Raw genomic sequence first — 13,833 nt, forward strand, 5'->3', positions numbered from 1 at the left:
CGACCGTAATGGAAAACGTCCCGGAAAACGACGAAAGCCCGGCAGAGCTGCCGGAAATCGAGTTCCAGTCGCCGGGACGCTTTTCCGTACACAATCCGCCCAGCGAAGCATTGCCGCCCACCGCCCTTGAACCCGCCGCTTTCGTCCTTGGCGACAGCGATCAGCTACACCGCTTCAACAAGCCCGAGGCCGCTCGCGCCCATGCCCTCGCCCTCATGCAGCAGGCGCGCCGCAGGCTCTACCTCTACACTCCCGACCTGGAACCCTGGCTGTATCACCACAGCAGCATTCAGGAAGCCTGCACTCAACTGCTACTTGGCAACCCGCGCAATCGCCTGATGATCCTGCTGCGCGACAGCACCAGAGCAGTGAAGGAAGGCCATCGCCTGCTCAACCTCAGCCGGCGCCTGTCCAGTTACTGCCAGATCCGCCGGATCAACCCGGACTATCCCGGCGAAGACCACGCATTCCTGCTTGCCGACGATTGCGGGCTGCTGCTGCGTCCCGAGCCTAATGAATACTCCGGCTACGTCTACTACAACAATCCGGGTCGAACCCGACAGTTGCTGGCACAATTCGGGCAGACTTGGAACACCAGCCTCCTTGACCCGAACCTGCGGAGCTTCCTGATTTGACCTTGCGCTCGCTCGCCCTGCTGATTGCCTGCGGACTCAGCCTCGTGGCCACCGCCGCACCGCGCACCGAGATCATCCCGCTGAACTACCGCACCGCTGACGACGTGCTGCCGGTGGCTCAGTCCGTACTGGGCAATGAAGGCCGGGTCACCGCTTACGGCAACCAGCTCGTCGTGAATGCCGAGCTGGCAAAGATCCGCGAGCTTCAGCAGGTAATCGAACAGTTGGACACCCGCCCCCACCAACTGCTTATCAGCGTCGACACCGTGGACGGCAGCCAGGGAACACAGAGCGGCTATTCGGTGAACGGCTCGGCCAGCGCCGGAAATGTCGAAATCCAGTCCGGCGCCGGAGAAATCAATGGCCGCGACCAGGTGCGCATCATCAGCCGCTCCACCAGCAGCCGCGGCGGCGGCACCCAGCAGGTACGCGCAACTGAAGGCTCCCCCGCCTTCATCCAGGTCGGCCAGAGCCAGCCAGTGACCAACGCCGGCATCGGTCCTTATGGCCAAGTTTACAGCCAGACCGAATACCGCGACGCTAACCAGGGCATGTACGTGACCGCCAGCCTCAGCGGCAATCTCGTGCATCTCACGCTCAACACCCGCAACGACCGCTTCAACAACAACTATCAGGGCTCGATGGACACCAGCTCGACCGAAACCCGCATCAGCGGACCGATCGGCCAGTGGATCGAAGTCGGCGGTGTCAGCGAGAGCAACCAGAGCACGCAAAGCGGGTTTGCCCGCCACTACAGCACCCAGGGCCGTAACGACAGCAGCCTTCGAGTGAAAGTCGAACTCCTCGACTGACTCATCCAGAACTGACCCGACAGTCCTCGTTAGACCTTCGTGTAGTAGCCCAAAAAAAACACTACAAAACGTTTGACGAACGCTCGTTTGAAAGTGCATGATGGCCTCGCTCCCGCTAACCAGAGGGCCTGAAGCCCTCCGGATCGCGCCAGCGGCCCACCCGTCGCGCCGGTCCGTGTTGTTAAGCCCACAAGGCGGATCGACGAGGTTGCGACTGGCAAGAAGTTGTCCTGAGGGACGGGGAAGCAACCACGCAACAGCACGAATGACGGATTCAGCCGTTCAGTTTCGCCCAAAGGCAACCACGAGCCAGCAAGCGAACCCGAATGTCACCGCTGCAGTCATCAGTCTGTACGCTGCGCCACCCCATCCTCACAGCGTCACTCCTTCTTTCGGTCGCCCCTTCACCATTCCGCGGCGAGCAACCCGCAGTCATTACCGTTCAGGTGCGGTTTTATGTGGGTAGTCGGTGCTCAACCAAACACATTCTTTTGAAGGATTGGCCATGTCCGCATATCAGAACGAGATCAAAGCAGTCGCCGCGCTCAAAGAGAAGAACGGCAACAGCTGGAGCGCGATCAACCCCGAATACGCTGCCCGCATGCGCGTCCAGAACCGCTTCAAGACCGGCCTGGAAATCGCCAAGTACACCGCAGCCATCATGCGCAAGGACATGGCTGAGTACGATGCGGACTCCTCCGTCTACACCCAATCCCTGGGCTGCTGGCACGGCTTCATCGGTCAGCAGAAGCTGATCTCCATCAAGAAGCACCTGAAGACCACCAACAAGCGCTACCTCTACCTGTCCGGCTGGATGGTTGCCGCCCTGCGCTCCGACTTCGGCCCGCTGCCGGACCAGTCGATGCACGAGAAGACCGCCGTTGCCGGCCTGATCGAAGAGCTCTACACCTTCCTGCGCCAGGCTGATGCCCGCGAACTGGACCTGCTGTTCACCGCCCTGGACGCCGCCCGCGCCGCTGGCGACAAGGCGAAGGAAGCAGAAGTACAAGCCCAGATCGATAACTTCGAAACCCACGTGGTGCCGATCATCGCCGACATCGACGCCGGCTTCGGCAACGCCGAGGCGACCTACCTGCTGGCCAAGAAGATGATCGAAGCCGGTGCCTGCTGCATCCAGATCGAGAACCAGGTTTCCGACGAGAAGCAGTGCGGCCACCAGGACGGCAAAGTGACCGTTCCGCACGAGGACTTCCTCGCCAAGATCAACGCCGTTCGCTATGCGTTCCTCGAACTGGGTATCGATGACGGCGTGATCGTCGCTCGTACCGACTCCCTGGGTGCCGGCCTGACCAAGCAGATCGCTGTGACCCGCGAGCCGGGCGATCTGGGCGACCAGTACAACTCCTTCCTGGACTGCGAAGAAATCTCCACTGCCGACCTGCAGAACGGCGACGTGGTGATCAACCGCGGTGGCAAGCTGCTGCGCCCCAAGCGCCTGGCATCCAACCTGTTCCAGTTCCGCAAGGGCACCGGCGAAGACCGTTGCGTCCTGGACTGCATCACCTCGCTGCAGAACGGCGCCGACCTGCTGTGGATCGAAACCGAGAAGCCGCACGTTGGCCAGATCAAAGGCATGGTTGACCGCATCCGCCAGGTAATCCCGAACGCCAAGCTGGTGTACAACAACAGCCCGTCGTTCAACTGGACCCTGAACTTCCGCCAGCAGGTATTCGATGCGTTCGTTGCAGAAGGCAAGGACGTTTCCGCGTACGACCGCTCCAAGCTGATGAGCGTCGAGTACGACGAAACCGAACTGGCCAAGATCGCCGACGAGAAGATTCGCACCTTCCAGCGTGACGGTTCGGCCCATGCCGGCATCTTCCACCACCTCATCACCCTGCCGACCTACCACACCGCCGCGCTGTCCACCGACAACCTGGCCAAGGGCTACTTCGCCGAAGAAGGCATGCTGGCCTACGTGAAAGGCGTTCAGCGTCAGGAACTGCGCCAGGGCATCGCCTGCGTCAAACACCAGAACATGGCTGGCTCCGACATCGGCGACAACCACAAAGAGTACTTCGCTGGCGAAGCTGCTCTGAAAGCCTCCGGTAAAGACAACACCATGAACCAGTTCCACTAAGGAGCCCGGTTCGACCGGCCCCTCGGGGCCGGGAGGCACCGCAAAACCCCGGCAATCGCCGGGGTTTTGCTTTTCCGCTTGGCCCATTTGCCAGACACTCACCCCCTCGCCGCCAAAGGCATACCGACAAGGCCATGCCAGCCTCGTGCTTTCGTTCTCGACGACTGGAAAGCCAATGCCCAAGCACAATCGCCTCTCCCTCGCAGCCCACCTCATTCAGCGCCTGCCACGCCGACTTCATGAGCCGCTACTGAGCCGCCTGTTCTGCTCTCAGGTGCGCTTCGCCGGCACCGCCAACGTGCGCATCCAGAAATTATCCATAGATGAGGTGCGGATGAGCCTGGCCAACCAGCGCCGCGTCCGCAACCACATCGGCGGTGTCCATGCGGCCGCAATGGCGCTGCTCGCCGAATCTGCCAGCGGCTGCATGGTCGGCATGAACCTGCCCGACCACAAGCTCCCACTGATCAAGACCCTCAAGGTCGACTACCGACGCCGGGCCAACGGCGGACTGCGTGCAATCGCAACGCTGACACAGGAACAGCGTCGCGCGATGCTGGAGCAGGAAAAGGGCGAAGCACTGATTGAGGTGACGATGCTGGACGACACCGGCAGCGAACCGATCCGCTGCGAAATGCATTGGGCTTGGGTCAGCAAGCACCAATGAGCCACTCCAGCGAACGGCCGCCAAACGAATTTCAGGAGGGATAATTGAATGTTGAAATAGCGGCGAAATAACCGTCTCGCCGCTTATATGTAGTAAAGTTACGGATATACGACACTGCAAATGATAATACTTATCATTTATTGAGTGCCAATTTATTGCGACCAAATACCTGGGAAGTACTATTCGACCAAAGCCGAAGTGCCGCCACACTAAGCGCGGAGGACCGCACAGGGCGAGGCTTCACGAAAATGCAAAAGCCTTTTGCCCGTTTTAGAAGCATCTGTTTGTGTTGGAAAAATTTACTTGCTGAAGGCTTTGGGCATAAAATTGGAAAGATGACCTGAACCCTTAGCTCGCTATCTTGAGTTGTCGGGTTCGCGCAGTCGGGCCATCGCCCGGAACCCAAGACATTCGTTATTTGTAGGAAGGAGTATCGGCATGCCCAATCCAGCTGAACTTGCAGCTCAACACTGGGGACTCGCCGCCTTCCTTTTAGGAGTGCTGGGCCTGCTCGGCTTCATGCTAGGGGTTTCCAGCCTGCTTGGCAGTAAGGCATTTGGTCGCAGCAAGAACGAGCCGTTCGAATCAGGCATCGTTCCCACCGGTAGCGCACGCCTGCGCCTGTCCGCAAAATTCTATCTGGTCGCGATGCTATTCGTGATCTTCGACGTCGAAGCCCTCTTCCTCTTCGCCTGGTCTGTGTCCGTCCGTGAAAGCGGCTGGGCAGGCCTGATCGAGGCAACCATTTTCATAGCAATTCTGTTGGCAGGTCTTGTCTACCTCTGGCGTATCGGCGCGCTCGATTGGGCGCCGGCGGCACGTCGTGCACGGCAGGCGAAGCTAAAACAATGAGGCTTTGGCGATGCAATACAAACTTACCCGGATCGATCCGGATGCGCCCAATGATCAATACCCGATCGGCCAGCGCGAAACGGTAGAAGACCCGCTCATCGAAGGGCAGGTCCACAAGAACATCTTCATGGGCAAGCTGGAAGATGTTCTCAACGGGGCGGTCAACTGGGGTCGCAAGAACTCCCTCTGGCCGTACAACTTCGGCCTGTCCTGCTGCTACGTGGAGATGACCACGGCGTTTACCGCGCCGCACGATATCGCCCGCTTCGGCGCCGAAGTGATCCGTGCATCACCACGCCAGGCTGACTTCATGGTCATCGCCGGCACCTGTTTCATCAAGATGGCCCCGGTCATCCAGCGTCTGTATGAACAGATGCTGGAACCCAAGTGGGTAATCTCGATGGGGTCGTGCGCCAACTCCGGCGGCATGTATGACATCTACTCGGTCGTTCAGGGGGTCGACAAGTTCCTCCCCGTGGACGTGTACATCCCCGGCTGCCCGCCCCGCCCGGAGGCATTCCTGCAAGGCCTGATGCTGCTGCAGGAATCCATCGGCCAGGAGCGTCGCCCGTTGTCCTGGGTTGTCGGCGATCAAGGCATCTACCGTGCCGAAATGCCTGCCCAGAAGGACCTCAAGCGCGAACAGCGCATTGCGGTCACCAACCTGCGCAGCCCCGACGAAGTGTGATGCGGCCCTCTACTACCAGAGGCCCGTATTCACTCCACCGTTGACCGATAGTGACCGAGACCATGACTGCAGACTCCGCTCTGTACATCCCGCCTTACAAGGCAGACGACCAAGATATCGTCGTCGAACTGAACTCCCGCTTTGGCGCCGAGACCTTCACCGCCCAGGCCACCCGCACCGGCATGCCGGTGCTCTGGGTTGCCCGTGAGCGCCTGATCGACGTCCTCACCTTCCTGCGCAACGTACCCAAGCCGTACGTCATGCTCTACGACCTGCACGGGGTCGACGAGCGCCTGCGTACCCACCGTCGCGGTCTGCCGAACGCCGACTTCAGCGTGTTCTATCACCTGATGTCGCTCGAGCGGAATAGTGACGTGATGATCAAAGTGGCCTTGTCCGAAGGCGACCTCAACCTGCCCACCGCCACCCGTATCTGGCCAAACGCCAACTGGTACGAGCGTGAGGTATGGGACATGTACGGGATCACCTTCAACGGCCACCCGCACCTGACCCGCATGCTGATGCCGCCGACCTGGGAAGGCCACCCGCTGCGCAAGGACTACCCGGCACGTGCCACCGAGTTCGACCCCTACTCCCTCTCCGTCGCCAAGCAGGAGCTGGAACAGGAAGCGCTGCGCTTCAAGCCTGAAGACTGGGGCATGAAGCGTCATGGCGAGAACGAGGACTTCATGTTCCTCAACCTCGGCCCCAACCACCCGTCCGCCCACGGTGCGTTCCGCATCATCCTGCAACTGGACGGCGAAGAGATCCTCGATTGCGTTCCGGAGATCGGCTACCACCACCGTGGCGCCGAGAAGATGGCCGAGCGCCAGTCCTGGCACAGCTTCATCCCCTACACCGACCGTATCGACTACCTCGGCGGTGTAATGAACAACCTGCCGTACGTGCTCTCGGTCGAGAAGCTCGCCGGCATCAAGGTGCCGCAGCGCGTCGACGTCATCCGCATCATGATGTCGGAGTTCTTCCGCATCCTGAACCACCTGCTCTACCTGGGTACCTATATCCAGGACGTGGGCGCGATGACCCCGGTGTTCTTCACCTTCACCGACCGCCAGCGCGCCTACAAGGTCGTCGAAGCCATCACCGGCTTCCGCCTGCACCCGGCCTGGTACCGCATCGGCGGCGTCGCCCACGACCTGCCGCGCGGCTGGGACAAGCTGGTCCGCGAATTCCTCGACTGGATGCCCAAGCGCCTGGACGAGTACGAAACCGCCGCCCTGAAAAACAGCATCCTGCGCGGCCGTACCATTGGCGTTGCCCAGTACAACACCAAGGAAGCTCTGGAATGGGGCACCACCGGTGCTGGCCTGCGCGCCACCGGTTGCGACTTCGACCTGCGTAAGGCACGCCCGTACTCCGGCTACGAAAACTTCGAGTTCGAAGTGCCGCTGGCAGCTAACGGCGACGCCTACGACCGCTGCATGGTCAAGATGGGTGAAATGCGCCAGAGCCTGCGCATCATCGAGCAGTGCCTGAAAAACATGCCCGAAGGCCCGTACAAGGCCGACCACCCGCTGACCACGCCGCCGCCCAAAGAGCGCACGCTGCAGCACATCGAAACCCTGATCACCCACTTCCTGCAGGTTTCCTGGGGCCCGGTGATGCCGGCCAACGAAGCCTTCCAGATGGTGGAAGCGACCAAGGGCATCAACAGCTACTACCTGACGAGCGATGGCAGCACCATGAGCTACCGGACCCGAATCCGGACGCCCAGCTTCGCGCACCTGCAGCAGATTCCTTCGGTGATCAACGGCAGCATGATCGCTGACCTGATCGCCTATCTGGGCAGCATCGACTTCGTTATGGCCGACGTGGACCGCTGATCATGAGTACCCTTATCCAGACTGATCGTTTCGAACTCAGCGAAACCGAGCGCTCGGCCATCGAGCATGAAATGCATCACTACGAGGACTCCCGTGCGGCGTCCATCGAAGCCCTGAAGATCGTCCAGAAACAGCGCGGCTGGGTGCCGGACGGCGCCATTCCGGCCATCGCCGATATCCTCGGCATCCCGGACAGCGACGTCGAAGGCGTGGCTACCTTCTATAGCCAGATCTTCCGCCAGCCGGTCGGCCGCCACATCATTCGCGTCTGCGATAGCATGGTCTGCTACATCGGCGGCCACGAGTCCGTGGTTGGCGAGATCCAGAAGCAGCTGGGCATCGGCCTCGGCCAGACCACCGCCGACGGCCGCTTCACCCTGCTGCCGGTGTGCTGCCTGGGCAACTGCGACAAGGCACCGGCACTGATGATCGATGACGACACCTTCGGCGATCTGCGTCCCGATGGCGTCGCCAAACTGCTGGAGGCTTACGCATGAGTCGTCTCACCTCCTACGGCACGCCCAACCGCACAGCGCGTGCCGCCGAAACCCACCCGCTGACCTGGCGCCTGCGCGATGATGGCGCTCCGGTCTGGCTGGAAGAATACCAGTCGAAGAATGGCTACGCGGCGGCGCGCAAGGCGCTGGCTGAAATGGCCACCGATGACATCGTCCAGACCGTCAAGGACGCAGGCCTCAAGGGCCGCGGCGGTGCGGGCTTCCCCACTGGCGTGAAATGGGGTCTGATGCCCAAGGACGAATCCCTCAACATCCGCTACCTGCTGTGCAATGCGGACGAGATGGAACCCAACACCTGGAAGGACCGCATGCTCATGGAGCAGTTGCCGCACCTGCTGGTGGAAGGCATGCTGATCTCCGCGCGCGCCCTGAAGGCCTACCGCGGCTATATCTTCCTGCGCGGCGAGTACGTCGACGCCGCGCGCAACCTGAACCGCGCCATCGATGAAGCCAAGGCCGCGGGCCTGTTGGGCAAGAACATCCTCGGCAGCGGTTTCGATTTCGAGCTGTTCGTGCACACCGGCGCCGGGCGCTACATCTGCGGCGAAGAGACCGCGCTGATCAACTCGCTGGAAGGCCGCCGCGCCAACCCGCGTTCCAAGCCGCCCTTCCCTGCCGCCGTCGGCGTCTGGGGCAAGCCGACTTGCGTGAACAACGTAGAGACCCTGTGCAACGTGCCGGCCATCGTCGAAAACGGCGTCGAGTGGTACAAGACCCTCGCCCGCCCGGGCAGCGAGGACATGGGCACCAAACTCATCGGCTTCTCCGGCAAGGTGAAGAACCCCGGCATCTGGGAACTGCCCTTCGGCATCCCGGCTCGTGAAGTCTTCGAGGACTACGCTGGCGGCATGCGCGACGGCTACAAGCTCAAGGCCTGGCAGCCAGGCGGCGCCGGTACCGGCTTCCTCCTCCCGGAGCACCTGGACGCGCCGCTGTTCGCGGCCGGTATCGCCAAAGTTGGTACCCGTATGGGCACCGGCCTGGCAATGGCGGTGGACGACAGCGTCAACATGGTTTCACTGCTGCGCAACATGGAAGAGTTCTTCGCCCGCGAATCGTGTGGCTGGTGCACTCCGTGCCGTGATGGCCTGCCGTGGAGCGTGAAAGTCCTCCGCGCGCTGGAGAAAGGCGAAGGCCAGCAAGGCGACCTGGAAACCCTCGAGCAACTCGTCAACTTCCTCGGCCCAGGCAAGACCTTCTGTGCCCACGCACCGGGTGCCGTCGAGCCGCTGGGCAGCGCACTGAAGTATTTCCGTCCCGAGTTCGAAGCGGGCATTTCCCGCCAGGCTCAGGCCGTACAAGCACCGCAGACCGTCGGCGCTTGATGCTTTGATCGCCGGGCGCGCGCGTCCGGCTTTGTTTCGTTGCAGTGCCGCGGTGTGCCGCTGGCCCGACGAAACCATGATTTCTATTAGCCACGCCCGCTGACAACGGGCCAACGAAGAACTTGAACCATGGCCACGATCCACGTAGACGGCAAGACGTTAGAAGTCGATGGAGCGGACAACCTGTTGCAGGCCTGTCTCTCCCTCGGTCTCGACATCCCCTACTTCTGCTGGCACCCGGCGCTCGGTAGCGTCGGCGCCTGCCGTCAGTGCGCAGTCAAGCAGTACACCGACGAGAACGACAAACGCGGTCGCCTCGTCATGTCCTGCATGACGCCCGCCACTGACAACACCTGGATTTCCATCGAAGACGAAGAGGCCAAGCAGTTCCGCGCCAGCGTCGTCGAATGGCTGATGACCAACCACCCGCACGACTGCCCGGTCTGCGAGGAAGGCGGTCACTGCCACCTGCAGGACATGACGGTGATGACCGGCCACAACCAGCGCCGGTACCGCTTCACCAAGCGCACCCACCAGAATCAGGAGCTCGGCCCGTTCATCGCCCATGAGATGAACCGCTGCATCGCCTGCTACCGTTGCGTCCGTTACTACAAGGACTACGCCGGCGGCACCGACCTGGGCGTCTACGGCGCGCACGACAACGTCTATTTCGGCCGCATCGAGGATGGTGTGCTGGAGAGCGAATTCTCCGGCAACCTGACCGAGGTGTGCCCGACCGGCGTGTTCACCGACAAAACCCACTCCGAGCGCTACAACCGCAAGTGGGACATGCAGTTCGCCCCGAGCATCTGCCACGGCTGCTCCAGCGGCTGCAACATCAGCCCCGGCGAGCGTTACGGTGAAATCCGCCGCATCGAGAACCGCTACAACGGCTCGGTGAACCACTACTTCCTGTGTGACCGCGGCCGTTTCGGCTACGGCTACGTCAACCGCGAAGACCGCCCGCGCCAGCCGCAATTGATGCTGAGCAAGCAGAAGCTCTCGCTGGACGGCGCGCTGGACCAGACTGCCGCCCTGCTCAAGGGTCGCAAGGTCATCGGCATCGGTTCGCCGCGCGCCAGCCTGGAAAGCAACTACGCCCTGTCCGAACTGGTCGGCGCGCAGAACTTCTACAGCGGCATCTCCGCCGACGAACTGCAGCGCCTGCGCCTGGTGCTGAAGGTCATGCAGGACGGCCCGCTGCCGGTTCCGACCATTCGCGACATCGAAGACCATGATGCGGTCTTCGTGCTTGGCGAAGACCTGACCCAGACCGCTGCCCGTATCGCCCTGGCCCTGCGCCAGTCGGTGAAAGGCAAGGGCGAGGACATGGCTGCCGCGATGAAGATTCAGCCCTGGCTCGACGCCGCGGTGAAGACCATCGCCCAGCACGAGATGAACCCCCTGTTCATCGCCAGCCTCGATGAAACCCGCCTGGACGACGTCGCCGCCGAGTGCGTGCACGCCGCCACCGAAGACCTGGCTCGCCTGGGCTTTGCCGTGGCCCACGCCATCGACGCGAGCGCCCCAGCCGTGGCCGGCCTCGATGCCGACGCCGCCGCCCTGGCCCAGCGCATCGCCGATGCCCTGGTCGCCGCCAAGCGCCCGCTGGTCATCTCCGGCACCTCGCTGGGCAGCAACGCCCTGATCGAAGCCGCCACCAACATCGCCAGCGCGCTGAAGAACCGCGAGAAGAACGGCTCCCTGAGCCTGATGGTTCCGGAAGCCAACAGCCTGGGGCTCGCGCTGTTCGGCGGCGAGTCCGTCGAAAGCGCTCTGGAACAGCTCACTTCCGGTGCTGCCGATGCAGTGGTGATCCTGGAGAACGACCTGTACCGCCGCGCCGACGCCTCCGCAGTCGACGCAGCCCTGGCCGCCGCGAAGATCGTCGTCGTCGCCGATCATCAGCAGACCGCCACCAGCGCCAAGGCCACCGTCCTGCTGCCAGCCGCCAGCTTCGCCGAGGGCGATGGCACCCTGGTCAGCCAGGAAGGCCGCGCCCAGCGCTTCTTCCAGGTCTTTGACCCGGCCTACTACAACGCCGACAACCTGGTTCGCGAAGGCTGGCGCTGGCTGCATGCCCTGCACAGCACCCTCGAAGGCAAGCGCGTCGACTGGACCCAACTGGACCACGTGATCGATGCAGTCGTTGCCGCCAAGCCGCAACTGGCCGGCATCCGCGATGCCGCGCCGAACGCTGCGTTCCGCATCAAGGGCCTGAAACTGGCGCGCGAGCCGCACCGCTACTCCGGCCGTACCGCCATGCGCGCCAACATCAGTGTCAGCGAGCCTCGTCAGCCGCAGGACATCGACTCCGCATTCGCCTTCTCGATGGAAGGCTACGCCGGTAGTGCCGAACCGCGTCAGCAGATTCCGTTCGCCTGGTCGCCAGGCTGGAACTCCCCGCAGGCCTGGAACAAGTTCCAGGACGAAGTCGGTGGCCACCTGCGCGCCGGCGATCCGGGTGTGCGTCTGATCGAAGCCAAGGGCAAAATCCTGTGGTTCAGCCAGATCCCCGCGCCGTTCCACACCGCCGCCAGCCAGTTCAAGGTCGTGCCGTTCTACCACCTGTTCGGCAGCGAGGAGAACTCCGCCAAGGCCGCCCCAGTACAGGAGCGCATCCCGCAGACCTACGTAACCCTGGCCAAGTCCGAGGCTGACCGTCTGGGCGTCAACGAAGGCGCGATCATCCGCCTGACCGTCAAAGGCCAGGAACTGCACCTGCCGCTGCGCGTAAGCGAAGGGCTGGGCGCAGGTCTGGTTGCCCTGCCGATCGGTCTGCCGGGCATTCCCGCCGGTGTCATCGGCTCTGTCGCTGAAGGTCTGCAGGAGGCTGCCCAATGAGCTGGCTGACACCCGCCATCGTCGACATCCTCATCGAGGTCATCAAGGCCATCGTCATCCTGCTCGCCGTGGTCGTCTGCGGTGCGCTGCTGAGCTGGGTCGAGCGTCGTCTGCTCGGCCTCTGGCAGGACCGCTACGGCCCCAACCGGGTCGGCCCGTTCGGTGCCTTCCAGCTCGGCGCCGACATGATCAAGATGTTCTTCAAGGAAGACTGGACTCCGCCGTTTGCCGACAAGATGATCTTCACTCTCGCCCCCATGATCGCAATGGGTGCACTGCTGGTCGCCTTCGTCGTCATCCCGATCACCCCGACCTGGGGCGTGGCGGACCTGAACATCGGCATCCTGTTCTTCTTCGCAATGGCCGGCCTGACCGTTTACGCGGTGCTGTTCGCTGGCTGGTCGAGCAACAACAAGTTCGCCCTCCTCGGCAGCCTGCGCGCCTCGGCCCAGACCATCTCCTACGAGGTGTTCCTGGCCCTGTCGCTGATGGGCATCGTCGCCCAGGTCGGCTCGTTCAGCCTGCGCGACATCGTCGATTACCAGGCCGAACACATGTGGTTCATCATCCCGCAGTTCTTCGGCTTCATGACCTTCTTCGTCGCCGGCGTCGCCGTGACTCACCGTCACCCGTTCGACCAGCCCGAGGCCGAGCAGGAACTGGCCGATGGTTACCACATCGAGTACGCCGGCATGAAATGGGGCATGTTCTTCGTCGGCGAGTACATCGGCATCGTCCTGGTGTCCGCGCTGCTGGCGACCCTGTTCTTCGGCGGCTGGCACGGTCCCTTCGGCATCCTGCCGCAGATTCCGTTCATCTGGTTCGCCCTGAAAACCGGCTTCTTCATCATGATGTTCATTTTGCTGCGGGCTTCGATCCCACGCCCGCGCTATGACCAGGTGATGGCCTTCAGCTGGAAGTTCTGCCTCCCGCTGACCCTGATCAACCTGCTGGTGACCGGCGCTGTCGTGCTGGCCAGCCAGTAAGGAGTAGGACCATGATCAAGTACATTCTCGAAGTGGTGCACGGCACCTACACCCAGTTGCGCAGCCTGGTGATGATCTTCGGTCACGCCTTCCGCAAGCGTGACACCCTGCAATACCCGGAAGAGCCCGTGTACCTGCCGCCGCGCTACCGTGGTCGCATCGTGCTCACCCGCGACCCCGATGGCGAAGAGCGTTGCGTTGCGTGCAACCTCTGCGCCGTAGCCTGCCCGGTCGGCTGCATCTCCCTGCAGAAGGCCGAGACCGACGATGGCCGCTGGTACCCCGAGTTCTTCCGTATCAACTTCTCCCGCTGCATCTTCTGCGGTCTGTGCGAAGAAGCCTGCCCGACCACCGCGATCCAGTTGACCCCGGATTTCGAAATGGGTGAGTTCAAGCGCCAGGACCTGGTCTACGAGAAGGAAGATCTGCTGATCTCCGGCCCCGGCAAGAACCCGGACTACAACTTCTACCGCGTTGCCGGCATGGCCATCGCCGGCAAGCCCAAGGGCGCCGCGCAGAACGAGGCCGAACCGATCAACGTCAAGAGCCTGCTGCCGTAAG

Annotated in this window: 12 protein-coding genes; all 12 read left to right on the forward strand. The window is 62.3% G+C overall.

The window, feature by feature from the left end:
- Positions 1-8 precede the first annotated feature (8 nt).
- The 12 genes from OU419_RS17150 (at position 9) to nuoI (ending at position 13,832) form a co-directional block, all read left to right on the forward strand.
- Positions 9-635, forward strand: a complete 627-nt coding sequence (locus OU419_RS17150; protein WP_254473568.1) for a DUF7931 domain-containing protein — start codon at positions 9-11, stop codon at positions 633-635.
- Positions 632-1,447: a secretin N-terminal domain-containing protein gene (locus OU419_RS17155; protein ID WP_254473566.1), complete on the forward strand. Its 816-nt coding sequence runs from the start codon at positions 632-634 to the stop codon at positions 1,445-1,447. Before OU419_RS17150 ends, OU419_RS17155 begins: the two co-directional genes overlap by 4 nt.
- 505 nt (positions 1,448-1,952) lie before the next feature.
- Positions 1,953-3,548, forward strand: coding sequence for an isocitrate lyase (locus tag OU419_RS17160; RefSeq protein ID WP_254473564.1), 1,596 nt, complete (start codon positions 1,953-1,955; stop codon positions 3,546-3,548).
- 175 nt (positions 3,549-3,723) lie between these two features.
- On the forward strand, positions 3,724-4,215 hold the full coding sequence (locus OU419_RS17165; RefSeq protein WP_254473562.1) for a DUF4442 domain-containing protein: 492 nt from the start codon (positions 3,724-3,726) through the stop codon (positions 4,213-4,215).
- A 438-nt stretch (positions 4,216-4,653) separates the two neighbouring features.
- Positions 4,654-5,067: an NADH-quinone oxidoreductase subunit A gene (ndhC, locus tag OU419_RS17170; RefSeq protein ID WP_015477476.1), complete on the forward strand. Its 414-nt coding sequence runs from the start codon at positions 4,654-4,656 to the stop codon at positions 5,065-5,067.
- A gap of 10 nt (positions 5,068-5,077) precedes the next feature.
- Positions 5,078-5,755 (forward strand): NuoB/complex I 20 kDa subunit family protein, encoded by a 678-nt coding sequence (locus OU419_RS17175; RefSeq protein ID WP_254473560.1) that lies wholly within the window; start codon positions 5,078-5,080, stop codon positions 5,753-5,755.
- Between the two features lie 62 nt (positions 5,756-5,817).
- Positions 5,818-7,599 (forward strand): NADH-quinone oxidoreductase subunit C/D, encoded by a 1,782-nt coding sequence (gene nuoC / locus OU419_RS17180; protein ID WP_254473558.1) that lies wholly within the window; start codon positions 5,818-5,820, stop codon positions 7,597-7,599.
- Positions 7,596-8,096 carry an NADH-quinone oxidoreductase subunit NuoE gene (gene nuoE, locus OU419_RS17185; RefSeq protein WP_254474105.1) on the forward strand — a complete coding sequence of 167 codons (501 nt, stop codon included), beginning with the start codon at positions 7,596-7,598 and terminating at the stop codon, positions 8,094-8,096. The genes nuoC and nuoE overlap by 4 nt, the downstream gene beginning before the upstream one ends.
- The gene (gene nuoF, locus OU419_RS17190) at positions 8,093-9,442 is read left to right on the forward strand and encodes an NADH-quinone oxidoreductase subunit NuoF (protein WP_254473550.1); all 1,350 of its coding nucleotides are present in this window, start codon (positions 8,093-8,095) and stop codon (positions 9,440-9,442) included. Before nuoE ends, nuoF begins: the two co-directional genes overlap by 4 nt.
- Positions 9,443-9,571: 129 nt before the next feature.
- Positions 9,572-12,286, forward strand: a complete 2,715-nt coding sequence (gene nuoG / locus OU419_RS17195) for an NADH-quinone oxidoreductase subunit NuoG (protein ID WP_254473548.1) — start codon at positions 9,572-9,574, stop codon at positions 12,284-12,286.
- Positions 12,283-13,272, forward strand: a complete 990-nt coding sequence (nuoH, locus tag OU419_RS17200) for an NADH-quinone oxidoreductase subunit NuoH (protein WP_254473539.1) — start codon at positions 12,283-12,285, stop codon at positions 13,270-13,272. The genes nuoG and nuoH overlap by 4 nt, the downstream gene beginning before the upstream one ends.
- 11 nt (positions 13,273-13,283) lie before the next feature.
- A complete protein-coding gene (gene nuoI, locus OU419_RS17205; protein ID WP_254473538.1) occupies positions 13,284-13,832 on the forward strand; it encodes an NADH-quinone oxidoreductase subunit NuoI in 549 nt (182 codons plus the stop codon).
- Position 13,833: the final 1 nt, after the last annotated feature.

The sequence above is a fragment of the Pseudomonas triclosanedens genome, assembly GCF_026686735.1.
GTDB classification, from domain to species: domain Bacteria; phylum Pseudomonadota; class Gammaproteobacteria; order Pseudomonadales; family Pseudomonadaceae; genus Pseudomonas; species Pseudomonas triclosanedens.